Origin of the sequence: Tepidibacillus infernus (assembly GCF_048898065.1) — a bacterium.
In the GTDB taxonomy this organism is placed as follows: Bacteria; Bacillota; Bacilli; order Tepidibacillales; family Tepidibacillaceae; genus Tepidibacillus_B; species Tepidibacillus_B infernus.
Genome location: NZ_JBLWFI010000002.1, coordinates 193,725 through 216,788 on the forward strand (window position 1 = coordinate 193,725; position 23,064 = coordinate 216,788).

Sequence of the window (23,064 nt, forward strand, 5' to 3'; positions counted from 1 at the left end):
GGGGAGAAACTATAATGGTTACAAAAATATCTTATTGGTTAGCCAAAAAATTAGCTGAGAAGGCTGAGAGAGACGATGTAGATTACATTCGGTATGGGATCGAAGTGACATTGACTGGTTTGGTAAAAGTTATTGTTCTATTTTCGATCTCTCTCCTTTTTGGTGTTTTTAAGGAAATGGTTACGATTTCATTATTCTTTGCATTATTGCGAATCATTTCTGGCGGCGTTCATATGTCAACCTATTTGCGTTGTTTAACCACTTCGATGCTTCTCTTCTTTATTCCAGCCTACGTATTGCAGCAGATTGCAATTGAAATATCCCCATTCTATTTGCTATTACCAATATATATTTTTTCAGTGATCGTTACCTTCATCTACGTCCCAGTTTCTGCAGCAAATCGTCCGATCCCAAGAGAAAAGCATCATTTTTTTAAATGGGCAAGCTTTGTATTTTTATCCATTTGGTTCATAGGGAATATTTTAATCGATATATTTTACACCTCATTTCATGTGATCTCATTCTTTTCGGCTATTGGAATTTTTCTACAATCAATTACTTTAACTCCTTTTGGAATTCAACTTTTCCACAACATAGATGATTTCTTTATAAGAAGAAAAATTGTGGGAGGTGAAAATCAATGAAAAAGGTATTTAAAGCTCTTGCTTCATTGTTTTCTTTACTTGCTTTAATGGAAGTCTCAACAGCTAGTGTAATCTTGGTTTACCAACCAGAATTACCTAAGAAAAATTAAATCCGCCACAGCATAGATAAAACCAACTAAAAAAGATGGGACATAAACCCATCTTTTTTCTTTATTGGAAGAGAAAGTTTTACTTACATTCTTTTCCTTGTCATTTGGGGTTTGTATATTCCATAAGCTGCGACATAGCGTGACTAGCAGCTTTAGCTGTGTAGCACGACTTGTACACTTTGTGTGCCTTCAGAAGTGCCCTTCTCTCCGTAATCTTTATTCATAGAAGGGCACGGATGATGGAGCGCGATGGAATATACAAACTTATTTTATAGATATAAACTTGATTTTCATGTAAAATAAAAGGAAGAATATTTACCTATGGGGGTATCTAGATGTCTACACCAATCTATAATAAGAAAAAACAATTGAAATATATTAAAGGAAGATTGCAACTTCTTTCTTATATGGTAGATCAATTTAATCCTGAGGATGTAGAACTAAAGGATTTTGAATCAATTGAAGCAGAATTAAAGAAATTGATCGTTAAAACAAAAATATTTCACTATCGAAATGAACATCAGGTACAAAACGAAAAGGAGTAACCCTTTTTGGAGTTACTCCTTCGGTATTTTGTTACTGGCTTTATTTTTTTGAAATTCTATTACTTTGATTATACAGATGCTTTTTTAAAGCTCTTAACATACCAATTCCTTAAGTAAGGAATAACCCAGCGGTCTAAACCTATTTTACCTGCATTGAATCCAGCAACAATGACAAAGATACTTACAAGTACCATTTGTGGGTTATGGCTAACAGTGCCACTAAACAAGAAAGCAAAGTTCATCATCATACCAAAGAAAACAGCGGCGGTTGTAAGACATCCAAGTATAAGTCCTAATCCTACCAAAAATTCACCTAATGGAATCATAAAGTTAAAAAATCCTACATTAGGGAGTGCAAAGTTTTCAACAAAGCCTCCCCACCACTGGGATACTGATGGGTGTTCACCACCCATTTTTTTTAATGCTCCTTGTAGGAATCCCTCTGCACTAAATGGTTCTGAACCCGTAAGTTTTTCCCAACCAGCTGTCATCCAATTCCAACCTAAGTAAAGTCTTAAAAGCAGTAGTCCGTAGGCAGCATAAATATTTTCTCGCAAAAAACGTACCATCAAAACTCCTCCTTTTGCTTTATTATTAAAGAAGATAAAGTAAGATGTTCATCTTACATATGAAGGAAAAGTAATTGGATTGTGTTTTCCTTCCGATATATATATAAGAAGTACTTTTCGTTTTTAGCACATTTCTAGGTTTTCTTTCATAAATTTTTCACATAAAATGTGAACAAGTGATTAAACTTTGTAATCATTTTGAGGTGATTAGATGTATAATCTTTGTCCATAATAAAGAAAGAATAGTTTTTTTATGATGAAGGAGGCTAAAGGATGAATAATCAAACGAAAATTGTTGTTGTTGGAAGCGGAGCAGTTGGATCCACTTTTGCCTATACGGTACTTTTAAGAGGACTTGCGGACGAATTAGTGATCATCGACAAAAATCAGGATAAGGCTGAAGGTGATGCATTAGACCTTAACCATGGCTTACTGTTAGCACAACCAATGAAAATAACTGCAGGTGATTACCCTGACTGCAAAGATGCTGATATTATTGTGATCACCGCTGGAGCAGCACAAAAACCAGGTGAGACAAGATTAGATTTAATGCAGAGAAATGTATCTATATATCACCAAATCTTAACTGAAATCTTAAAATACAATTCGGAAGCGATTTTTCTTATTGCCACAAATCCAGTCGATATTCTTACCTATATCACCATTAAATTAACTCATTTACCAAAGGAAAGAGTTATCGGGTCAGGAACGTTACTAGATAGTGCTCGTTTTCGTTATTTGATATCTGAAAAAATGAATATTGATCCAAGGAGTATTCATGGTATGATAATTGGAGAGCATGGAGATACAGAATTGGCTGCTTGGAGTTTATTAAATATAGCAGGAATGACGCAAGAGCAAGTAAAAGAACAATCCAGGTATTATTTATCCTCAGCAGAAAAAGAAGAGATTTATTTACAAACCAAAAACGCTGCCTATCAAATTATTGAGAAAAAAGGTTCAACCTATTATGCCATCGCTCTATCTTTGGCAAGAATTTGTGAAGCAATTTTACATGATCAAATGTCAATACTACCTGTTTCTGCCTATTTGGATAATTATAAAGGGATTAGTGATGTTTGTTTGGGAATTCCAAGTATTATAGGAAAAAATGGAATTGAAGAGGTTCTTGATCTTCCTCTTACAAAGGAAGAAGAAGAAAAACTTCAACATTCAGCGAATCAATTAGGGAACTTTATTCACCAAATACAATTGCCTAAGATTTAGTATGATATACAACCCTTAAATAAAGGGGATTACGGGAAAAGGAGAATATCGATGTCAATTAATCTTTTTACAGATAGTAGCTGTGATTTACCAGAACAAATCATTAAAAAATACAATATCCATGTCATTCCATTACATATCTCCTTTCAAAATGATCACTTTCTTGATCGTGTTAATTTGAGTGTTAATGAATTTTATCAAAAAATGAAGGGACAAGAAGAGTTACCTAAAACGGCTGCACCTTCTCCCCAGGATTTTCTTGATCAATTTGAAAAAGTAATGAGACCAGGCGATCAAGGAATTGTAATCACATTATCCTCACAATTAAGTAGTACTTATCAAAGTGCTAAGATGGCTGTTGACACCTATAAGGAAGAATATCCTCATGTAGAGATGATCGCTCTTGATGCAAAAAATGCATCGATTGGATTAGGTGTAATTCTCATGCAAGCTGCTGAACTAATAAAAGAAAGTTTTCACTTTGAAGAGCTTATTACTAAAATCAAACATGTGATTGACCATTCACATATCCTGATTTTCTTAGATACGTTGGAAAATGTGATCAAAGGCGGTCGTTTGGATCGAGTCAGAGGCAAAATAGCCTCGGTATTATCCGTCAAATTAATTATGAAAAATAGTTTTGAAGGTTCAATTGACGTGATTGAAAAAGTTAGAGGATCTAAAAATACAGTGAAACGTTTGATTGATTTAATTGAAGAGTATGGGGTTAATTTAGAACAAAAGATCTTAGGAATCGCTCATTCCAATTGCGAAGAAAAGGCACTACAAATAAAAGAGATGGTTGAGAAGCGGTATAAAACTGCCCAAATTATTTTAACTGAAATTGGTCCATCTATTGGTACTTATGCTGGTGAAGGCGGTATACTAGTTGCTTTTTAAAGGTGGGTTTATCTATTATTAAACGGTCGTAACTTGGTTACGATCTTTTTTTCATTACAAATTGATTCTTAAGTTTGGTTATCTTATAGTTCTTATTAAAACCGTAAAGAATATGAAAGATATGGTTATTTAGAATGGGGTGGTTTTATGAAAAAGTTTCGAATCGATGTAGGTGCTGGAATCGATTTAGTTGGAGATGTTCATGGATGCTATGAAGAATTAATAGAAGGAATGAAAAAGTTAGGTTATCATAAGAATAAAAAGGGAATATATTTCCATCCTAAAAATAGAAAGCTGTTATTCCTAGGAGATATGATGAGTCGGGGCTCTTACTCCTTAAAGGTGATGCGCCTTGTGATGGATATGGTGAATGAAACACAAGCTTATGCTATTGATGGCAACCATAATTGGAAGGTTGCTCGTTATTTAATGGGGCGAAATGTAAAAATGGTCCATGGCGATGAGAAGTTTGTCTCTGAACTAGAACAATTTGAAAAAGAAGAGGGGAAAGAAAAATTAGATAAATTAAAAGAAGAGATGAAGCAGTTCCTACTTGCATGCCCATCCCATTATATCCTTACGAAGGAAGGGAAGGATGTAGCAGTAGCAGTGCATGCTGGAATTCGCGATCAAGATATTGGGAAAGATTCAGAACAAGTACGCTCCTTCACTCGTTATGGGGATACAGCCGGTATAGATGAAAAAGGGAGACCGATCAGAAAGGATTGGACAGTAAACCACCACAACGATCTTTTGATTATTTATGGACATGATCCTAGACCTGAACCGATTATTATTTGTCATACCATCAATATTGATCAGGGGTGTGTTTTTGGAGGGCGGTTAACTTTTCTTCGTTATCCTGAAATGGAAATCATTCAGGTTGATGCAAAAGAGGATTATGCTGGGGATAAGGAACATCATATTACAAAACATTTTCGAGGGTAAAGAAATCTTTAAGGAGGAATGACTCATGGTTGATGAAAGTAAAAAAAGTCTACCAAAAAGAAGTGAGATTGACAAGAAGTATCAATGGAATCTTGAAACGATCTATACGACTGATGAAAAATGGGAAGAAGATTTTAAAAGGGTAAAAGAGCTTGCTGAACAATTAAAAGGATTTGAAGGTAAACTAAAATCCTCTGCAAAAAACTTGCTTGAAGGATTAAAGCTACAAGATCAGCTTTCTGAAACACTTGGCAAAGTGTTTGTCTACGCAAGGTTAAGAAAAGATGAAGACAATACTAATGCGAAGTATCAAGCTTTAGCAGACCGAGCAAGTAGTTTAAGTATTCAAGTAAGTAGTATAACCTCTTATATTGTACCTGAAATCCTTTCTATTCCAACAGAAAAGCTAGAATCTTTCATAAAAGAGGAAAAAGGACTTGCTTTATATAGACATTATTTAGATGAAATAGTTCGAACAAAACCACATATTTTATCTCCCGAATTAGAACAGTTGCTGGCACAAACAGGAGAAATCGCACAAGCGCCAGACCATATATTTGGCATGCTAAATAATGCTGATATTAAGTTTCCAACGATTAGAGATGAACAAGGAGAAGAAGTAGAGCTAACGAAAGGCCGTTATATTCAATTTATGGAGAGTACGGATCGTCGTGTTCGCAAAGATGCTTTTGAAGCAATGTATCAAACCTATGGAAGTTTGAAAAACACCTTTGCAGCTATCTTAAATTCTGATGTAAAGAAAAATATTTTCTATGCAAAGGCAAGACATTATGCTTCGGCGCTAGAGGCTTCATTAGATGATGATAATGTGACACCAGAAGTATATAACAATTTAATTGAAACGATAAAGAAAAATATCAATCTCATGCACCGATACGTAAGTTTACGTAAAAAAATGCTTGATCTTGATGAGTTACATATGTATGACCTATATACCCCTATCGTAAAAGATGTAAAGATCAAAGTTCCTTATGAAGAAGCAAAAGAAACGGTAAAAAAAGGGCTAAAACCATTAGGGCAAGAATATTTAGACCAATTAGCAAAGGGTTTTGAATCCAGATGGATCGATGTATATGAAAACCAAGGGAAAACGAGTGGGGCATACTCATGGGGATCGTATGGAACACATCCATATATTTTGTTGAATTATCAAGATAATGTAAATGATCTTTTCACTTTAGCACATGAGTTAGGTCATTCGATGCATTCTTTTTATTCCAATTCAAACCAACCATACATTTATTCCCATTATAAGATCTTTGTTGCTGAAGTCGCTTCTACATTAAATGAAACCTTACTAATGCATTATCTATTGGAAAACATAACTGATAAAAAAGAAAAATTGTATTATTTAAATCACTATTTAGAGCAATTCAGAGCAACGGTTTATCGTCAGACTATGTTTGCAGAATTTGAAAAAATGATTCATGAAAAAGTTGAAGCTGGCGAGGCTCTAACCCCTGATCTTTTAAATGAAATGTACCATCAATTAAATGTTGAATATTATGGACCTGAAATGGTCATTGATGAATTGATCGATTTAGAATGGGCAAGGATTCCTCATTTTTACATGAATTTTTATGTTTACAAATACGCAACAGGTTTTTCGGCAGCTACCAGCTTGGCAAAGCAAATTTTAGAAGAAGGAGCACCTGCTGTTGAACGCTATCTAACTTTCTTAAAATCTGGTGGGTCTGATTATCCTGTTGAACTTTTAAAAAAGGCAGGCGTGGATATGAACACACCTAAGCCCATTCAACAGGCTCTGGATGTATTTAAAGATCTATTAGATCAAATGGAACAATTGTTAGCTGAGTAAAAGGACTTAAAAAGGTGGGAATTATATATTCGATACAAATTCCCACCTTTTTTATATTCCATAAGTAACCAACATTTCCATCAAAATATATCTATATGAAAAATCCCCTTTTCAGTACATTTAATTTGTCATGATGATTGACTATAGTATCGCTTTATGATAAAAAATTATTATTTTGAAAGGGAAAACCATCAAGATGAATTTTTCATTTAAGAAGAAATAATTTTTCCAATTTATATCTGATTCCACTGCAAAAACCCCTATAAAAACCTTATTTTCAGAAGGAAGTTATTTCTTGGTGCGAATTATTAAGTATAAGTTAGATATTTGTAGAATAGCAGAGATAAATTTAATCTTTGTGGTTTCAGCAAATGTTTAGAGAAAATAAACATTTACAACAAAACCTATTTAACAATCTTTATACCATGAACTCAAGGCTTGCTGAAAAACTTAAAAATTCTTGGGGGGCAGAATTTACCCTTCACACGCTTGAAGAGGGAGAATTTTTTCGGAAATACGTTAAACGGGATCAAGGGATACCTGTCGCTATTTAACAAAGAAAAAGATTAAAAAGGGTAAATGATATTCATTGTAAGCCTAAATATTACTTATTAGAAAAATATATATAGAAGTATTGAAGAATATAATTCCTCAATTTACCACTTATAGGGTGGTTAGATGTTAATTTCTCTGTTTTCAGCAGTGGAATCATATATAGATTTTTAAAATAAATAGAAAGGTATGGGTAAGATATATGAAAAAATTCAAGTTTTTAGCACTTGCATTAGTTTTTGTTTTTTTATTAGTATTTTTATATCAGAATTATATTTATTATAAAATTCCCTACAACCCAATAACTAAGTATTCATCAGAAAACCTTAGTAGTTTTCATATTACAAAAAATCTTCCCAATGGCGAAGAAGTATCTGCAAAAACCAATGATTTAGATACTTCTAATTTAATTTTAAGATACTTTCGTGATTTAAAATTAATGCCTCTAAAAGATAAATCAGCTTTGGATGTAATCTCTAAACAAGGAAACGAAACGTACTTTACAGTGATGTTAGAATTTAATCAATCAGAAAGGTTGTTCATAAAAGATCTATTTTTAGAAAACTTAAGAGTTCTTTATATCAGTTCTGATTTCTCTGGTTTTCATGAAGGATATTATCGAATAATAGGCTCTAAATTTGATTATAACTATATTTATGATTTAATAAGTAATTCAGAAAAATAAAAAACAACTTGATTAAACGAGGCCACTGAAAAACTTTTTCTTTTAGAAGTTTCAATTGTTCTTTTACATTCGGATACTGGGTAAGAGTGCCTTCCTTTCACTCATTCCATAAAAATGTTTGATCTCAACATGCTGTTTAAGCCATTTAAAAAATAGTTCAATTGCCCAGCGTGATCGGTAAATTTCACTGATTTCTTCGGCGCTGTCAACATACCCGCGGTCAAACACATACATGGCTTCCTTGTCATCTACAAGGACTTCAAGTTGATTTCTGTCATGTTCTTTTGCTGTTGTCATCACTGCTTTTTTAGGATAGACAGTGTCCTTGTCCATGAACACAAGTCGTAAATGCAGTTTTACACCCGCTTTTGTTTTACGAAATTTTGCCCATTTGTAATGGGTTAAGTTAAGCGGTAGTGTACTTGAATCAATGATGTTTAATGGCATGTTCTTTCTATTTTTAAATTGGATTTGTTGAATTTGATAAACAAGGTCCATGAATAGAGTTGAAAGAATTTCTGGATTGATTTCATTGTTTTTTCGTGATAATTGAGAGGCACTTATCGATTCAAATCCAAGTGTTTTTTGCAGATCTTCATTAAGTAGTGCATCACTCATGGCTTGTAAACTCTCGGTTTCATGCAGCTGAGCAAAAAGCAGAAGTTTAATAAAAGCCTCTGTTGTAAGTTTCTTGATGTAGTAATCTTGTTTACCATTTTCAACATGTTCAAAAATTTTTTGGTTTATTGTAAGTTTAAATAGATCGGTTTCTTTAAGGTTTAGCGAAGAGAGAATCAAATTGTAATCTAGCTTTTGGTTTAATTTTGCTTTTTCGACTAACGCAGCAATTCGTTCAATTGCCTCACGCCCCGTATAAACTTTTGTTTGGTCTTTGACATAGACAGTTTGGATTTGACGATTGGCGTTTAATACAAAGGAAGCTTGGTAATTTTCTCTTGTTAATGAAAATGAATTTAATTTATCTAAACCTTCTAGATCAGGGATTACGGTATTAGACAAAACAGTAATCATCACGACCTCTTTATCTTCATTGATCACAAGTGAATGATTGGTCTTTGCTTTTAGTCATCGTGAATGGAGCCATGGTAACGATTAAGGTAAAAATCAACACGATGGAAAGCAATGGTTTTGTGAATCTCATCTACTTTATCCTCCTCCTTCTGCGGTAAAGAAATCCTTCCGCTAGCGATTTGAAGTTTTATATATTCCACCATACCTATTCATGGTATCATTTTCCATTATGGGGATACCCTTGATTTTATTTCCTTTTTTCGATACATTGTTCTATGTATAAAATAAACATATACTGGAGGTCGAACAAAATGGTTAAGCCATTGCAATTTGATTATAAAAAGGTGCTTGGTTTCGTGCATGAGCATGAAATCACTCAAATGAAGGACCTTGTAAAAACGGCCCATGAGATGTTACATAAAAAAACTGGAGCAGGCAATGATTATGTAGGTTGGGTTGATTTGCCTGTTCAATATGATAAAGATGAATTTGCAAGGATTAAGCAAGCTGCAAAAAGGATTCAGGAAAACTCCGATGCTCTTGTTGTCATTGGGATTGGCGGTTCTTATTTAGGGGCAAGAGCAGCGATTGAAATGCTCACTCACTCTTTTTACAATCAATTACCAAAGGAACAACGTAAAACACCAGAAATCTATTTTCTTGGGCATCAAATTAGTTCCACCTATTTGAAACACCTGCTTCAGGTATTAGAAGGAAAAGATATTTCAGTGAACGTTATTTCTAAGTCTGGAACAACAACTGAACCGGCCATTGCTTTTCGAGTAATGAAGGAAGTTTTAGAAAATAAGTATGGTAAAGAAGAGGCTAAAAATCGAATTTATGCTACAACGGATGTTTCCAAGGGCGCATTGCGTAAACTGGCTGAAGAAGAAGGATATGAAACCTTTGTTATTCCAGATGATGTAGGGGGAAGATACTCTGTATTGACAGCTGTTGGATTGCTTCCTATTGCTACAGCAGGAATCGATATTGATCAAATGATGGCAGGGGCAAAACACGCCTATGAGTTATATCAAAATGATAATGTGTTAGAAAATGAAGCTTACCAATATGCAGTCGTTCGCAATGCACTATACCGTAAAGGAAAAACAATTGAAATCATGGTCAACTACGAACCAAGCCTTCATTATTTCTCCGAATGGTGGAAACAATTATTTGGTGAAAGCGAAGGGAAAGATCATAAGGGAATCTACCCTGCTTCTGTGGACTTTACGACAGACCTTCACTCCATGGGTCAATACATCCAAGAGGGTAGAAGAGATCTAATGGAAACCGTTCTAATAGTAGAGAAAGCAAAAGAAGAAGTTGTGATTAAGAAAACAGAAGATAATTTAGACGGTCTTAATTTTCTTGCAGGAAAAACCATGGATTTCGTTAATAAAAAGGCCTTCGAAGGAACATTACTTGCTCATACAGATGGTCAGGTACCTAACTTGATTGTAAAATTAGACCAATTAAATGAATTTACTTTTGGTCATCTGGTTTACTTTTTTGAAAAAGCTTGTGGAATGAGTGGTTATTTACAAGGAGTAAATCCATTTGATCAACCTGGAGTAGAAGCCTATAAGAAGAACATGTTTGCTTTATTAGGTAAACCAGGTTATGAAGCTGAAAAAGCAAAACTTGAGGAAAGATTAAAATAAGATTCTAATTTTAAAAATATTTAAAAATAATGAATTAACATCTTGACGTCACCATAAAATCGTGATAAATTCTAACATAAATATTGAAGAAGAAAAAATAACGATGAAAGAGAATTTTAATGATAGAGGAGCAAAGAGAGCCAGTGGTAGGTGGAAACTGGAGGAATCTACATTAAAATAGCGCTCTGGAGTTGTCAAATCGAAAATTGAGTAGGTTTGACCGGTTAAAGCCGTTATCAGAGTAGATAGTGTTTACACTACCTATAGAGATCATTATTGTGAAATAATGATAAATTAGGGTGGTACCACGAAAGATAACCTTTCGTCCCTATACTGATTAAAATCAGTGTGGGGGTGAGAGGTTTTTTATTTTATGTTCTAGCTTTAATCCTGCACAGATGAGCTGGATTAAAGCGAATCATATAAAAGCAATAAAAGAAAAGAAAGTAGAAAGGGAGTGGAGAAAATGTTTACTGAATACCAACATTTAAGGATTCCAGGCCCAACACCAATTTCCCCAGAGGTGCAAAGGGCGATGGAACGAACGATTTTAGGCCATCGGAGTGGCGAATTTTCGAAAATCTTTGGCGAGGTTTTAATCAAAGCAAAAAGATTGTTCCAAACCAACCAAGACGTTTTGATTGTGGCAGCAAGTGGAACAGGGACTTTAGAGATGGCAGTGGCCAATCTTGTTGAACCGGGTGATCAAGTCCTTGTTATTGTTACAGGAGTTTTTGGAGGGCGGTTTGCAAAGATTGCAAAAGCTTTTCAAGCTGAAGTGCTTACCTGTGAATTTGAATATGGAAAAGCGGCAGACCCTGAACAGATCCGCGAAATGCTTGTTCAGAATCCTAAGATTAAAGCAGTATTTGCCACCCATTGTGAAACCTCTACCGGAGTTGTTAATCCGATAAAAGAAATTGCGGAGATTGTTAATGAAACGAATGCAGTCTTTGTTGTCGATAGTGTCTCAGCTCTTGTCGGAATGGATTTAAAAATGGATGAATGGGGTGTGGATATCGCAGTAACGGCTTCTCATAAGGCTTTAGGCTTACCACCAGGTTTAGCATTAATTGCAGTCAGTCAAAAGGCATGGCAAGTGATTGAAGAAACTCATAGCACGCGCTTTTATTTTGATTTAAAAGCTTACAAAGAGAATGCAATCAAAAATACGACTCCATTTACAGGACCTGTCTCATTAGTATTTGGATTATCTACCTCTATTGATTTAATTGAACAAGAAGGACTAGAAAATAGCTTTGCAAGGCACAAACTGCTTCGTGATATGGTTAGAAAAGCAGCTATAGCTTTAGGGTTGTCATTGTTAGTGGAAAATGATCAAGATGCCTCTTGTACGGTGACAGCGATTAAGGGGGATGAACGATTTGATCCTGAACAATTAAGAAAAGTCCTACGTGAGGATTATAAGATTGTTGCTGCAGGGGGACAGCAACATTTAAAAGGAAAAATCTTTCGGATTGGCCATATGGGATATACTCATCCGATGGATATTTTAACGACCATTGCTGGGCTAGAATTGGCATTAAAACAAATTGGGTACCCTGTAGAACTAGGTAAAGGAATAAAAGCGGCAGAGGAGGAATGGCTATATGCACAAAATATTGGTAAGTGACCCTATTTCTGAAGTAGGCTTAACAAAATTACGAGAAGCGGCAGATATCCAAATTGATGTGAAAACGGACTTAAGTCAAACAGAATTATTGGAGATTATTGGGGATTATCAAGGATTATTTGTTAGAAGCCAAACAAAAGTAACTGCAGAGGTGCTTGCCGCAGCAAAACAGTTAAAAGTGATTGGACGGGCAGGAGTTGGAGTTGATAATATTGATGTGAAAGCTGCTACAGAACGGGGAATTGTGGTAATCAATGCACCAGATGGTAATACCATATCAGCTGCCGAGCACTCTTTTGCGATGTTAATCGCCATGGCAAGATGGATTCCCCAAGCCCACCAAGACCTAAAACAAGGGGAATGGAATCGAAAAAAATATGTAGGTGTGGAGTTAAATCGTAAAGTATTAGGGATTGTAGGAATGGGAAGGATCGGAACAGAGGTTGCCAAAAGAGCAAAAGCCTTTAATATGAATGTGATTTGCTATGACCCATATTTAACCTCCGAAAGAGCAGAACAATTAGGGATTGCTTTAGGTACGTTAGAAGAAGTAATCAAGCAAGCCGATTTTATCACTGTTCATACTCCACTAACTAAAGAAACCAAATATCTAATCGATACTCCCCAATTTTTTATGATGAAGAAGGGGGTCAGAATCATCAACTGCGCAAGAGGTGGGATTATCCGTGAAGAAGCTTTGCTTGATGCGTTAGACAAAGGGATTGTGGCTGGGGCAGCTTTAGATGTCTATGAACAAGAACCACCGATGGAAAGTCCACTAAGACAGCATCCAAAGGTAGTCACCACTCCACATCTTGGGGCATCAACAGAAGAGGCACAATTAAATGTTGCCATCGATGTGGCCGAAGAGGTTTATCATTTTTTGAAAAATGAACCATTCAGAAATGCTGTCAATATGCCTTCATTGCCGTTAGACATGCTAAACCATGTGCGTCCTTATCTTCAACTCGCTGAGCGAATGGGACGATTGGTTGCAAATGTGATCTTAGGAGCAATTGAGAAAATAGAGATTACCTATTCGGGAGATATCATCGATAAAGAGATTGATATTATAACTAGAACAGTATTAAAAGGAATTTTATCGGTGCACCTTGGGAGCGTTGGTGAAGTGAATGATGTGAACGCCCCCATATTGGCAAAATCTCGAGGAATTGCCGTAGTGGAAAGTCGATCAAATAAATCACATGGCTTTACCAATCTTGTCACCGTTAATGTAAAGACAAATCATGAAGAAAAGCATTTAGCAGGTACAGTACTTAATGGTTATGGCGCAAGAATTGTGAATTATAATGGCTTTACTGTCGATTTAAGCCCTGAAGGAAATATTCTTGTGATGGAACATATCGATCAACCTGGAATCATAGGAAGGATCGGTACCGCATTAGGAAATGCTCGAGTAAATATAGCTACCATGCAAGTAGGGCGTAATCAAGTAGGTGGAAAGGCGATTGCCTTTTTAGGAATTGATCACCCTGTTGAGAATGAACTAATAGATAAAATCAAATTCGTTCAAGGCGTACAAAACCTTTTTCAAGTAGATTTATAATCAAATTTCCACTAATTATTTAGGGGTTTGTATATTCCATTAGCAAAGACACGGCACGCTGGAATATACAAACCTTTTTTTATAAAAAGAACTATTGCCATCCTTTTACCAATTGTCTATATTTAAAATCATAAGCAGTTTCTTTTCATGTTTCGGTAATTTTTTGAAAAGATAAAATGGTATAAATCTTTTATTTGAATTATAATATTTCATAGAAAGAAGGGTATAAGGTAAGATATCAGACTTTTTAAACATTTTATTTAACCATTGGAGGGGGAAAAATGAGGAGAAACTTTAGTAAGATTAGTTTTTTTCTAACACTTGCTTTATTGTTTAGCTTAGTTACACCTTTTCAATTCATAAATGCAGCAGAAACAACAAAAACTATTACGATTTTAGGCACTAGTGATATTCATAACGCGATTTATCCATGGGATTATAAATCTGGTGTAGCTGATGATGATGCTGGACTTGCAAAAGTCTATACAATTGTAAAGGAAGTAAGAAAAGAAAACCCCAATACAATACTGATTGATAATGGGGATACCATTCAAGGTACTGAGCTTTCTGATGTATATAAAAATGATACTTCTGTTACATATCCAATCATTGCCGTAATGAATGAAATGAAATATGATGCATGGACATTAGGAAACCATGAGTTCAACTATGGTTTAGATGTATTAAACAGAATCATTGGTGAAGCGAAGTTTCCAGTATTAAGTGCAAATATCTATAAAAAAGCAGATAATTCCAACTTTGCAAAACCATATATTGTGAAAGAAATTGATGGGGTCAAAGTTGGGATTCTAGGGATGACCACTCCTAACATTCCTAGATGGGATGGGGAAAAAGTTAAGGATTTACAATTTAACAGTTTAATTGATGAAGGGAAAAAGTGGGTTAAGGTTCTAAAGGAACAAGAAAAAGTAGACCTTATTATCGCATCGATTCATGCTGGGGTTGATGGTGAGTACTTTGAAGATGGTGGAGATTCTGTAAAAGCAGTTGCAGAGCAAGTTCCAGGTATTGATGCTATTTTAGCTGGTCATGCTCATTCAGATATAGAAGGCCAACTCATCAATAACGTTCTAATTTCTGAACCAAAAAGTACTGGAAATAAAGTTTCTAGATTTGATATTTCTCTTGAAAATGTGAATGGTGAATGGAAAGTAACAAATAAAACTGCTAAAAATATCGATACAAAAAATGTTGAGGCAGCACAAGAAATTCTGGATTTGGCAAAAGATTATCATCAAAAAACTATAGATTATGTAAATACACCAATTGGAGAAGCGACTGGGAATTTCCTTCCGAGTTCTGAAATGCCTGCGATTCCAGTTGCTCAAATTCAAGATACTGCTTTAATGGATCTGATAAACAAGGTTCAACTCTACTATACAGACGCAGATGTTTCTCTAGCTGCTTTATTTACTTCAAAATCTGACCTTAAAAAAGGCCCAATCTCGATTAAAGATGTGGCTAATATCTACAAATACGAAAATACTTTAATTAAAACGGAAATTACGGGTGCACAATTAAAAGCACTCATGGAAAAATCAGCAGCATACTACAATACTTACAAACCAGGTGACGTTACCATTAGTTTTAGCCCAAATATTAGAATGTACAACTATGACATGTTTGCAGGCGTAAATTATCAGATCGATATTTCTAAAGAACCTGGTAAGAGAATTCAAAACCTAACATTTAAGGGTAAACCAGTTACAGATGAGATGAAATTAACGCTTGCATTAAATGATTACCGCTACAATGGTATGAAATCCCTTGGGTTAATTACGGGCGATAAATTAATAGATACAACTACCCAAGGTGAAGAAGGGCAAATTAGAAACCTTATTGCTAAATATATCAAAGAAAAGAAAACTATTGCTCCAGAGGTAGATAATAACTGGAAAATCGTTGGAGCAGATCTTAACCATTGGGCTAAGAAAGATGCCTATGATTTATTAAATAAAAAGGTAATTGATATTCCAGTTTCAGAGGACGGAAGAACACCAAATGTTGCTTCTGTTAATTTAGAAGAAAAGGTGACTCGCGGAGAATTTATTAAAGCAATAGTTAAAGCGAAAGGTCTTGAATTACCCAACGTAACGACAACGAAATTTACCGATGTCGATGCAAAGTTAGCACCATATGTTCAAGCCGCCTTTGACGCAAAAATTACAAAAGGTGTAGCAGCTGACCGATTTGGGGTAAATGATGTTATCACTAGAGAGCAAGCTATTTCTTTAGTGATGAATAGCTTACATCTTTCTATAAAACAAGACTTAAATGCCTTTAGCCAATATAAGGATCTAAAAGAAGTAAGTGACTGGGCAAAAGGAAATATCGCTGCAGCATTAAAAGTCGGCCTCATTCAAGGAACCACATCTTCTACCATTAGTCCAAAAATGGAATTTACCCGTGGACATATGGTTGCGATTATTAACCATTCTCTTAATGTAAACTTAAAACAAATTGATATTTTCTCTACCAATGACTTTCATGGTAATTTGGAAGGTGGATATGAAGCAGGGATAGCAAAATTAGCAGCAGTGTATGAGGAATACAAAAAACAAAATCCCCAGGGAACGTTGATTCTAGATGCTGGTGATCGTTATCAAGGTACTCCGTTATCCAATATCTTCTTTGGGGAACCTGTAGCAAAAGCCTTTGAAATGATCGGATATAAAGCAGTTACACTCGGCAATCATGAATTTGACTGGGGAATTGAAAAAGTATTGGCTACAAGAAAAGAGGCTAATGTAACTTTCCCACTATTAGCAGCAAATATTTATGATAAAGCCACTAATAAACCTGTAGAATGGGCCAAACCCTATACAATCATTGAACAAAATGGAGTAAAAATTGGAATTATTGGTTTGGCTACCCCTGAAACATTAGAAACAGCAAAATTAGAATTTATTAAAAACTTTGATTTTAAAGATCCCATTACGGTAGCCAATCAACTTGTTCCAGAGGTTAGAAAAGATGGGGCAGAGCTTGTCGTTCTATTAACACATGTTCCAGGTTCACAAGATCCTGACACGAAAGAAATCTCTGGCGCATTAGCAGATCTTGCAAATGGTGTAAAAGATGTTGATGCGATTATTGGTGGTCATAGTCATGAAGCAGTACAAGGGATTATCAATGGGATTCCAGTCGTTGAAGCATCCAAAAATGGTAGAATGATGGGGCACATTACTATCGTATTTGACCAAAAAAATCAAAAAGTGATCGATCGTTCTGCAGCTTTAGTCGAAGTACGTAAGACTGCGCTTGAAGTCACACCAAATAAGGAAATTCAAGCGATTGTAGATAAATATAATGAAGATGTAAAATCAATTTTTGATGTCGTAATTGGTAAGACAACAGTTGATTTGAAACCAGATTACAACAATGAATCTAACATTGGAAACTGGATGGCAGATGTGATGAAGGAAAAAGTAGATGCTCAGATCGCTTTCCAAAATGCTGGTGGAATTCGAACTGAACTACCTGCTGGAGATATTACTGTTGGAAACATCTTTACTATGATGCCTTTTGACAATACGATTGTAAAAGCCGAAATGACAGGTGCACAAATCAAGGCAGTCCTCGAGCAAAGTGTAACTTTGTATAAAGGAATGATGCAGATCTCTGGCTTAAAGGTGAAATATGATTCAACGAAGCCTGAGTATCAAAGAGTAACAGAGATTACTTTAGAAGATGGAACCCCTGTAGAAATGGATAAGACGTACACTGTTGCGACAAATGATTTCTTATCAGGTGGTCAAGATGGATTTAAAACATTAGCCGAAGTCACATGGACAAATACCTATGAGTTAGTTCGTGATGCATTGATTGAAAAAATCAAAAATGCTAAAGTGATTGCTCCTACTGTTGAGGATAGAATGATAGATATCAGCAAACAAGTCAGCATGATAAACTATGAATTATTAGCGGCATAATTATTAAAAGATCAAAGGCTACCTTCCTATAGCGGATCGGTAGCCTCCTTTTTATACTAAATGAACTATTTTTCGTTTACGTTTTTCAAATGTACTAATTTGATCGATACCGTATTCTTTTAAATACTTTATTCCTATATCATAATCAGCACCAACATGTTCAGGCCGGTGAGCGTCAGAATTGATGATCATAGGAATATTATATTTTGCTAACTTTTCCATTAAAGCTGGAGCAGGGTATAGTTCTTGGACAGGTTTTCTTAAACCGGCAGTACTCATTTCTACTGTAATTCCACTTTGGGCAATCTTCTCTACAACCCGATCATAAAGGGAATAAAGGGTCTCATGTTCATCTTCACTGGGTCTATAACCAAACACTTTAATCACATCAACGTGACCAAGAATGTCAAATTGCTTTGTATCCAAAAGCAGTTCTACCCTACTAAAATACTCCTGATATGCCTCTAAAATTGCTCTTTGATTCCACTGTTCCCTCATTTCGATTAGGTCAAATCCCCAATCGTCAAGCCAATGAACTGACCCTATGACATAGTCCCAGGGATAGGGAGCTAAAAATTGTTCGATTTCTTTCTCCTTTCCGGGGAAATAATCCAATTCAATTCCTAATTTCACTGGAAGCCCCCGTTTTTTTGCTTCTAAAATAAGCGAAACATATTCATCTACATCTTCAGTTTGCCGTTCTTCAATCCATGGATTAAATAAAATAGCCTTAGATTGTTTGAAGCGATAACCATGTTCTGAAAATCCTAAATCGGTAACTCCTCGTTCATTTGCTATTTCAAGATACTTCATGAGCCAATTTATGGTATAAGGCCCTGTTTCTAAATGGACATGATAATCAGTAATCATATCATACATCCTCCTTCCGACTCTTTTTCAATCTATTGTACCATATTCCTTAACATTAGTTTGTTTCCTTCACATATAATGAAATAAGTTTATAATAAGTTTATAATGAGCTTTATAAGGAGGAGAAACATGGTTCCTTTTAAAAATACATGGCCCTACGAAATAATTGGGGAAGATCTCTATTTTCATTTATGCCCTTTTTGTGCTAAAGAAAATGTATTATTGCCTTTAAAAATAAAAGATTTAAAGAAAATACAATCGGGTATAAAAAAATTATTAGTCTTACCCTGTTGTCATCATTCGCTTACGATTCTTGAAGTAGATACTGACTATCTTTTAACTGACAAAGAATTAAGGTAAATTGGTATAGAAAAATGATTTCCCCCAAATACTAAATAAGACTGAATTTTGTTGAGGGGAAAGAATATATGAAAAAAATAATTATGATTCTGATCGATGCTTTAATGCCAGAAGCATTAGAAAATGCAATCAAAACGCAAAAAACACCTGCTCTTAAATTTTTAATGGAGCACGGTACTTATATCTCTGAATGTGTAACCGCATTTCCAACGATGACGGCATCAGTAGACAGTACATTAATGACAGGGGTTTATCCTGATCAACATAAGGTTCCAGGATTGATTTGGTATCATCCTGAGGAAAAACGTATTGTCAATTATGTGAATGGTGCAAGAACTGTTTTAAAGTATGGATTGATCAAAACAGCAAAAGATGTATTGGTTCATTTAAATGAAAGCCATTTAAATAAAAAAACTAAGACAATTTATGAAGAATTAGCGGATCATAGTAAAACGTCAGGAGCGATTAACTTTATCATCCATCGTGGAAAAAGTGAACATCATTTAAAGCCACCATTTTTAATAAATCTTTTTACACTCTTTTCCTTTAACAATAGGAAAATAAGTGGCCCCAATATTCTAAGCTTAGGCGCCATCCACAAACCAGCTTTCTTTGGCAGAACTATGGTTTGGAATTGGAATCAATCGGTCTTTCAACAATTTGGAATCAACGATGATTTTGCTGCAGAAGCAACAAAATTGGTGATCCAAAGCGGAAATCAACCAGACTTTTTAATGGTCTATTTTCCTGACCACGATCATTTCTTGCATAAACATATTCACCAGCCGCTAGCCAGTTTAGAGAAAGTAGACCAAAAACTAACCAAAATATTAAATGTCTTTGGATCCTGGGATCAAGCCCTTCAACAAACCACGTTCATTATTATTGGCGATCATGGACAAACGGCAATTGGTAAAGAGCAGCACCATAACATTGATCTAGATCAATTATTAAAACCATTTAAAGTTACACCTGTAGGGAAAAAAATTAGCGAAACAGATGAAGTGGTTTTTGCGAATAATGAACGAATGGTTTATGTTTATCCGTTAAAAAAAGATAAACGAGAACAGGTAATTAAAACGTTGCTATCCGATGATCGGATTGATTTTGTTGCTTGGAAGGAAAAGGATCAAATTCATGTTAAGAACCATCAAGGGAAAGAGCTTCATTTTACAAAACAAGGAAAAAAAATAGATCCTTATGGGGTGGGATGGAATGTAGATGGTGATCTGAGTCTTTTAGATATAAAGATAGAGAATGGAGCCATCTATTTCAATCAATATCCAGATGCATTATCACGATTATACGGTGCCTTGTTTTCACAAGATATTTTTTCTATTGTTGCTACTGCAAAACCTTCCTTCGAATTTATTTCAAAAACCTTCCCTGTCCATTTAGGTGGAGGAAGTCATGGTTCATTACATCGAACAGACTCAATTGTACCTTTATTAGTTTCTGGTGCAACGAAAAATCCAAAGCCCAATACCCGAATCGTCGATCTAAAAGATTATGTTCTAGATCTTTTAAATGTGACCTCTACGACAACAGGATAGTGATCAGAAAAGGTTACATCTAATACTTCGTAATTGATCAGTTCTAATTCTTTAGAGATAAAAATATAATCGATCCGTTTTTTGGTGAGCATCATGGTTGATTGGTGCTCTTTTTTTGATTGTTTACCAGTATCAATCAGTAGAGAAGAATCTAGTTCTGGAGAAATGGTGTTAAAGTCGCCTAAGAAAATAAAAGGCTGGGATAAAGAACGAATGTATTGTTCAATTTCTTTAAATTGAACGCTTCTTTCTTTCTCATTTAAGCCTAAGTGGGTGTTTAAAAGATGTACCTCTTTACGATCAACCTTAATAACCGTATCAAGGAAACCTCGTTGTTCTTTCTGACTGGTTAAAAGAATTTGTTTTCGATCGAGAATAGGAAAACGGCTTAATGTAGCGATACCATAGTGACCTTTGCCAATAGATAAGTGTGGGCCAAAATGAACATTCATTTTTAATTGATGTTCCAATGCAGTCACTTGCGATCCCCTTTTATTATTCTCATTCACTTCTTGTAGTCCGATCACATCAGGTTGTTCCTTTTGAAAAAAACGAATCATTTTTCGAAAGGAAGGAATCATCCAAGTATTCTTACCACTATGAATGTTATATGACATGATTTTCATTAGACCTACCCTTTCTATTAAGAGTTCTCTTCAAATAATGTAACCAATTCGCTAATTGTGATACGATTAACTTATTCCGATTACTTTTGTGGGACCCAATAATATATTGAGATGTATATTATAACGAGCACTGTCATCTCTGCCTTTCTATTGTAATATACATTCATTTTATCTAGAAAAAATAGGAGGAATAAAAGTTATGAGGCTACGAAAAAGACCTTGGGTTAAAGATGAAATATTCCAATATACCAGCTATTCTGTTAAGGATCCTACTCAACTTAAAGGAAAATGGCAAGAATGGTTTGGTAATCAGAATCCTATACATATAGAATTAGGAACAGGTAGAGGACAATTTATCACAACATTGGCCAAACGAAATCCTCTGATCAATTATATTGCCATTGAACAAAAACAGGAAGTACTTGTACAAGCAGTACGTAAAGCCGTTCATTTTGAATTAAACAATATCAAGTTTATTTTGGGTAATGTAAATAACCTTCTGAATTTTTTTGGTGAACAGGAAATTTCCAGGATCTATTTAAACTTTATTGATCCATGGCCAAAAAAACGACATGCAAAAAGAAGATTAACACATCACCTTTTTTTAAAGATGTATAAACAAATCCTTGTTGATAGTGCAGAGATTCATTTTAAAACAGATAATGAGCTACTTTTTGAGTTTTCATTAAATGAACTAAGTGGCCATCATTTTCAATTAAAAAATATCAGCCTAAATTTATATCGGGATGAAGAAGAGATTGAAAACCATGTTCAAACTGAATATGAAGAAAAATTCATCAATCAAGGGAAACCAATTTATCGTTTAGAAGCAAAATGGTTAGGAACAAATCAAAAAAACTGGAGGAATTAGTGAGCGAATATTGAAAATGATAAATATGGTAAAAATGATAGGAGTGACCGATTTGAACCCATTCGTGACAGAAAGAGAATACATAATCCATTATTATGAAATCGATTACCAACAAAGAGCCTTACCAACTACTTTGATCAATTATTTTCAAGATATTGCTCTTTTTCAAAGTGAACAAGTTGGGATTGGCTTAGATTTTTTACAGAAAAATCATTTGGCTTGGTCATTATACCAATGGGATATTTCAATAAAGAATTATCCAGTCTTTGGGCAAAAACTAAAAGTCTCAACAAATGCCTGTTATTTTGAAAAATTTAATGCCTATCGGGAATTTAAAGTGACTGATGAACATGGCGAATTAATGGTTTATGCCTTTTCTCGGTGGGTGCTATTAGATACTGAAAAAATGCGGTTAACCAAGATTCCGAAAATGATCTATCAAGCTTATGGTTTAGACCCTGATCAAATAAAAGATTCTGAGATGAGTAAATTGGATGAGCCAAGAGAAATTGAATATATGAAGGATTTTACTGTTTGTTATAGTGATATTGATACGAATAAGCATGTGAATAACGCCAAGTATGTAGAATGGGCTATAGAAACAATACCATTAGAAACTGTATTAAATTACAGTTTGAATAATATCAAGGCAATGTATAAGAAAGAAACTAAATATGGAACTAAGGTTCAAGTGAGAACAGAGATCGTAACCGAAAGTGATCAATTGAGAGGGTTGCATCAGATTGTTGATGAACAAGATACGACATTATGTTTGTTAGAAACCACTTGGAAGGCTATGGATTGATGAATTTCAAAATTGCCAAATGGATTTTGCATCTCTTAACTAAACCAGTTAGAAATATTAGATGTTCTTTTAAATGAGTTATATTATTAAAATATTTTAAAAATATATTG

General features: G+C 34.8%; 20 protein-coding genes, 1 pseudogene and 1 other annotated feature. Of the genes and pseudogenes, 17 read left to right on the forward strand and 4 right to left on the reverse strand.

Annotation, left to right across the window (positions count from 1 at the left end):
• Positions 1-14 precede the first annotated feature (14 nt).
• The 3 genes from TEPIDINF_RS13325 to TEPIDINF_RS13335 all read left to right on the forward strand — a co-directional run bounded on the left by TEPIDINF_RS13325 (position 15) and on the right by TEPIDINF_RS13335 (position 1,299).
• Complete coding sequence (locus TEPIDINF_RS13325) at positions 15-644, forward strand: accessory gene regulator ArgB-like protein (RefSeq protein WP_421692294.1); 630 nt, start codon at positions 15-17, stop codon at positions 642-644.
• A complete protein-coding gene (locus TEPIDINF_RS13330; protein ID WP_082732290.1) occupies positions 641-754 on the forward strand; it encodes an AgrD family cyclic lactone autoinducer peptide in 114 nt (37 codons plus the stop codon). Before TEPIDINF_RS13325 ends, TEPIDINF_RS13330 begins: the two co-directional genes overlap by 4 nt.
• Before the next feature lie 335 nt (positions 755-1,089).
• Positions 1,090-1,299, forward strand: a complete 210-nt coding sequence (locus tag TEPIDINF_RS13335; protein ID WP_068722470.1) for an SE1561 family protein — start codon at positions 1,090-1,092, stop codon at positions 1,297-1,299.
• A 68-nt stretch (positions 1,300-1,367) separates the two neighbouring features.
• Here TEPIDINF_RS13335 and TEPIDINF_RS13340 read toward each other — a convergent pair whose 3' ends face one another.
• The gene (locus tag TEPIDINF_RS13340; protein ID WP_068722471.1) at positions 1,368-1,871 is read right to left on the reverse strand and encodes a DoxX family membrane protein; all 504 of its coding nucleotides are present in this window, start codon (positions 1,869-1,871) and stop codon (positions 1,368-1,370) included.
• 270 nt (positions 1,872-2,141) lie between these two features.
• Here TEPIDINF_RS13340 and TEPIDINF_RS13345 point away from each other — a divergent pair, with 270 nt between their 5' ends.
• The 6 genes from TEPIDINF_RS13345 to TEPIDINF_RS13370 all read left to right on the forward strand — a co-directional run bounded on the left by TEPIDINF_RS13345 (position 2,142) and on the right by TEPIDINF_RS13370 (position 8,020).
• Complete coding sequence (locus tag TEPIDINF_RS13345) at positions 2,142-3,095, forward strand: L-lactate dehydrogenase (RefSeq protein ID WP_068722472.1); 954 nt, start codon at positions 2,142-2,144, stop codon at positions 3,093-3,095.
• A gap of 51 nt (positions 3,096-3,146) precedes the next feature.
• Positions 3,147-3,995: a DegV family protein gene (locus TEPIDINF_RS13350; RefSeq protein ID WP_068722473.1), complete on the forward strand. Its 849-nt coding sequence runs from the start codon at positions 3,147-3,149 to the stop codon at positions 3,993-3,995.
• A gap of 147 nt (positions 3,996-4,142) precedes the next feature.
• A complete protein-coding gene (gene prpE / locus TEPIDINF_RS13355) occupies positions 4,143-4,943 on the forward strand; it encodes a bis(5'-nucleosyl)-tetraphosphatase PrpE (protein WP_421692295.1) in 801 nt (266 codons plus the stop codon).
• Between the two features lie 25 nt (positions 4,944-4,968).
• Positions 4,969-6,783, forward strand: a complete 1,815-nt coding sequence (gene pepF, locus TEPIDINF_RS13360; RefSeq protein ID WP_421692296.1) for an oligoendopeptidase F — start codon at positions 4,969-4,971, stop codon at positions 6,781-6,783.
• A 371-nt stretch (positions 6,784-7,154) separates the two neighbouring features.
• Positions 7,155-7,337 (forward strand): hypothetical protein, encoded by a 183-nt coding sequence (locus TEPIDINF_RS13365; protein WP_421692297.1) that lies wholly within the window; start codon positions 7,155-7,157, stop codon positions 7,335-7,337.
• A gap of 200 nt (positions 7,338-7,537) precedes the next feature.
• Positions 7,538-8,020, forward strand: coding sequence for a hypothetical protein (locus tag TEPIDINF_RS13370; protein WP_421692298.1), 483 nt, complete (start codon positions 7,538-7,540; stop codon positions 8,018-8,020).
• 96 nt (positions 8,021-8,116) lie between these two features.
• Here the strand turns inward: TEPIDINF_RS13370 and TEPIDINF_RS13375 are convergent.
• Positions 8,117-8,815, reverse strand: a pseudogene (locus tag TEPIDINF_RS13375) (transposase); the annotation flags it as partial.
• Positions 8,816-9,363: 548 nt separating this feature from the next.
• Between TEPIDINF_RS13375 and TEPIDINF_RS13380 the strand changes: the two are divergent.
• From TEPIDINF_RS13380 to TEPIDINF_RS13395, 4 genes are all read left to right on the forward strand, one after another.
• Positions 9,364-10,716 (forward strand): glucose-6-phosphate isomerase, encoded by a 1,353-nt coding sequence (locus TEPIDINF_RS13380; protein WP_069801118.1) that lies wholly within the window; start codon positions 9,364-9,366, stop codon positions 10,714-10,716.
• Between the two features lie 94 nt (positions 10,717-10,810).
• Positions 10,811-11,049, forward strand: a binding site (T-box leader).
• Between the two features lie 133 nt (positions 11,050-11,182).
• Positions 11,183-12,349: a pyridoxal-phosphate-dependent aminotransferase family protein gene (locus TEPIDINF_RS13385; protein ID WP_069801117.1), complete on the forward strand. Its 1,167-nt coding sequence runs from the start codon at positions 11,183-11,185 to the stop codon at positions 12,347-12,349.
• Positions 12,327-13,916, forward strand: coding sequence for a phosphoglycerate dehydrogenase (gene serA, locus TEPIDINF_RS13390; RefSeq protein ID WP_069801116.1), 1,590 nt, complete (start codon positions 12,327-12,329; stop codon positions 13,914-13,916). The genes TEPIDINF_RS13385 and serA overlap by 23 nt, the downstream gene beginning before the upstream one ends.
• Before the next feature lie 281 nt (positions 13,917-14,197).
• Positions 14,198-17,869, forward strand: coding sequence for a 5'-nucleotidase C-terminal domain-containing protein (locus TEPIDINF_RS13395; RefSeq protein WP_421692299.1), 3,672 nt, complete (start codon positions 14,198-14,200; stop codon positions 17,867-17,869).
• A gap of 51 nt (positions 17,870-17,920) precedes the next feature.
• Here TEPIDINF_RS13395 and TEPIDINF_RS13400 read toward each other — a convergent pair whose 3' ends face one another.
• On the reverse strand, positions 17,921-18,739 hold the full coding sequence (locus TEPIDINF_RS13400; protein WP_421692300.1) for a histidinol-phosphatase: 819 nt from the start codon (positions 18,737-18,739) through the stop codon (positions 17,921-17,923).
• 129 nt (positions 18,740-18,868) lie between these two features.
• On the opposite strand from TEPIDINF_RS13400, the gene TEPIDINF_RS13405 reads away from it, so the two are divergent.
• Together TEPIDINF_RS13405 and TEPIDINF_RS13410 are read left to right on the forward strand one after the other, a co-directional pair.
• Positions 18,869-19,099 (forward strand): hypothetical protein, encoded by a 231-nt coding sequence (locus tag TEPIDINF_RS13405; protein WP_069801113.1) that lies wholly within the window; start codon positions 18,869-18,871, stop codon positions 19,097-19,099.
• Between the two features lie 68 nt (positions 19,100-19,167).
• Positions 19,168-20,652, forward strand: a complete 1,485-nt coding sequence (locus TEPIDINF_RS13410; RefSeq protein ID WP_421692301.1) for an alkaline phosphatase family protein — start codon at positions 19,168-19,170, stop codon at positions 20,650-20,652.
• Here TEPIDINF_RS13410 and TEPIDINF_RS13415 read toward each other — a convergent pair.
• Complete coding sequence (locus TEPIDINF_RS13415) at positions 20,607-21,278, reverse strand: endonuclease/exonuclease/phosphatase family protein (protein ID WP_421692302.1); 672 nt, start codon at positions 21,276-21,278, stop codon at positions 20,607-20,609. The two genes, TEPIDINF_RS13410 and TEPIDINF_RS13415, sit on opposite strands and share 46 nt — an antisense overlap.
• A gap of 199 nt (positions 21,279-21,477) precedes the next feature.
• Here TEPIDINF_RS13415 and trmB point away from each other — a divergent pair, with 199 nt between their 5' ends.
• Positions 21,478-22,149 carry a tRNA (guanosine(46)-N7)-methyltransferase TrmB gene (gene trmB, locus TEPIDINF_RS13420; RefSeq protein ID WP_068722488.1) on the forward strand — a complete coding sequence of 224 codons (672 nt, stop codon included), beginning with the start codon at positions 21,478-21,480 and terminating at the stop codon, positions 22,147-22,149.
• A gap of 52 nt (positions 22,150-22,201) precedes the next feature.
• A complete protein-coding gene (locus TEPIDINF_RS13425; RefSeq protein WP_421692303.1) occupies positions 22,202-22,954 on the forward strand; it encodes an acyl-[acyl-carrier-protein] thioesterase in 753 nt (250 codons plus the stop codon).
• The last annotated feature ends 110 nt before the right edge of the window (positions 22,955-23,064 follow it).

What these genes read in the sequence shown, in the direction of transcription:
- TEPIDINF_RS13325 (WP_421692294.1), top strand. Translation starts at nt 15, where the DNA reads ATGGTTACAAAAATATCTTATTGGTTAGCCAAAAAATTAGCTGAGAAG.
- TEPIDINF_RS13330 (WP_082732290.1), top strand. Translation starts at nt 641, where the DNA reads ATGAAAAAGGTATTTAAAGCTCTTGCTTCATTGTTTTCTTTACTTGCT.
- TEPIDINF_RS13335 (WP_068722470.1), top strand. Translation starts at nt 1,090, where the DNA reads ATGTCTACACCAATCTATAATAAGAAAAAACAATTGAAATATATTAAA.
- TEPIDINF_RS13345 (WP_068722472.1), top strand. Translation starts at nt 2,142, where the DNA reads ATGAATAATCAAACGAAAATTGTTGTTGTTGGAAGCGGAGCAGTTGGA.
- TEPIDINF_RS13350 (WP_068722473.1), top strand. Translation starts at nt 3,147, where the DNA reads ATGTCAATTAATCTTTTTACAGATAGTAGCTGTGATTTACCAGAACAA.
- prpE (WP_421692295.1), top strand. Translation starts at nt 4,143, where the DNA reads ATGAAAAAGTTTCGAATCGATGTAGGTGCTGGAATCGATTTAGTTGGA.
- pepF (WP_421692296.1), top strand. Translation starts at nt 4,969, where the DNA reads ATGGTTGATGAAAGTAAAAAAAGTCTACCAAAAAGAAGTGAGATTGAC.
- TEPIDINF_RS13365 (WP_421692297.1), top strand. Translation starts at nt 7,155, where the DNA reads ATGTTTAGAGAAAATAAACATTTACAACAAAACCTATTTAACAATCTT.
- TEPIDINF_RS13370 (WP_421692298.1), top strand. Translation starts at nt 7,538, where the DNA reads ATGAAAAAATTCAAGTTTTTAGCACTTGCATTAGTTTTTGTTTTTTTA.
- TEPIDINF_RS13380 (WP_069801118.1), top strand. Translation starts at nt 9,364, where the DNA reads ATGGTTAAGCCATTGCAATTTGATTATAAAAAGGTGCTTGGTTTCGTG.
- TEPIDINF_RS13385 (WP_069801117.1), top strand. Translation starts at nt 11,183, where the DNA reads ATGTTTACTGAATACCAACATTTAAGGATTCCAGGCCCAACACCAATT.
- serA (WP_069801116.1), top strand. Translation starts at nt 12,327, where the DNA reads ATGCACAAAATATTGGTAAGTGACCCTATTTCTGAAGTAGGCTTAACA.
- TEPIDINF_RS13395 (WP_421692299.1), top strand. Translation starts at nt 14,198, where the DNA reads ATGAGGAGAAACTTTAGTAAGATTAGTTTTTTTCTAACACTTGCTTTA.
- TEPIDINF_RS13400 (WP_421692300.1), bottom strand. Translation starts at nt 18,739, where the DNA reads ATGATTACTGATTATCATGTCCATTTAGAAACAGGGCCTTATACCATA.
- TEPIDINF_RS13405 (WP_069801113.1), top strand. Translation starts at nt 18,869, where the DNA reads ATGGTTCCTTTTAAAAATACATGGCCCTACGAAATAATTGGGGAAGAT.
- TEPIDINF_RS13410 (WP_421692301.1), top strand. Translation starts at nt 19,168, where the DNA reads ATGAAAAAAATAATTATGATTCTGATCGATGCTTTAATGCCAGAAGCA.
- TEPIDINF_RS13415 (WP_421692302.1), bottom strand. Translation starts at nt 21,278, where the DNA reads ATGAAAATCATGTCATATAACATTCATAGTGGTAAGAATACTTGGATG.
- trmB (WP_068722488.1), top strand. Translation starts at nt 21,478, where the DNA reads ATGAGGCTACGAAAAAGACCTTGGGTTAAAGATGAAATATTCCAATAT.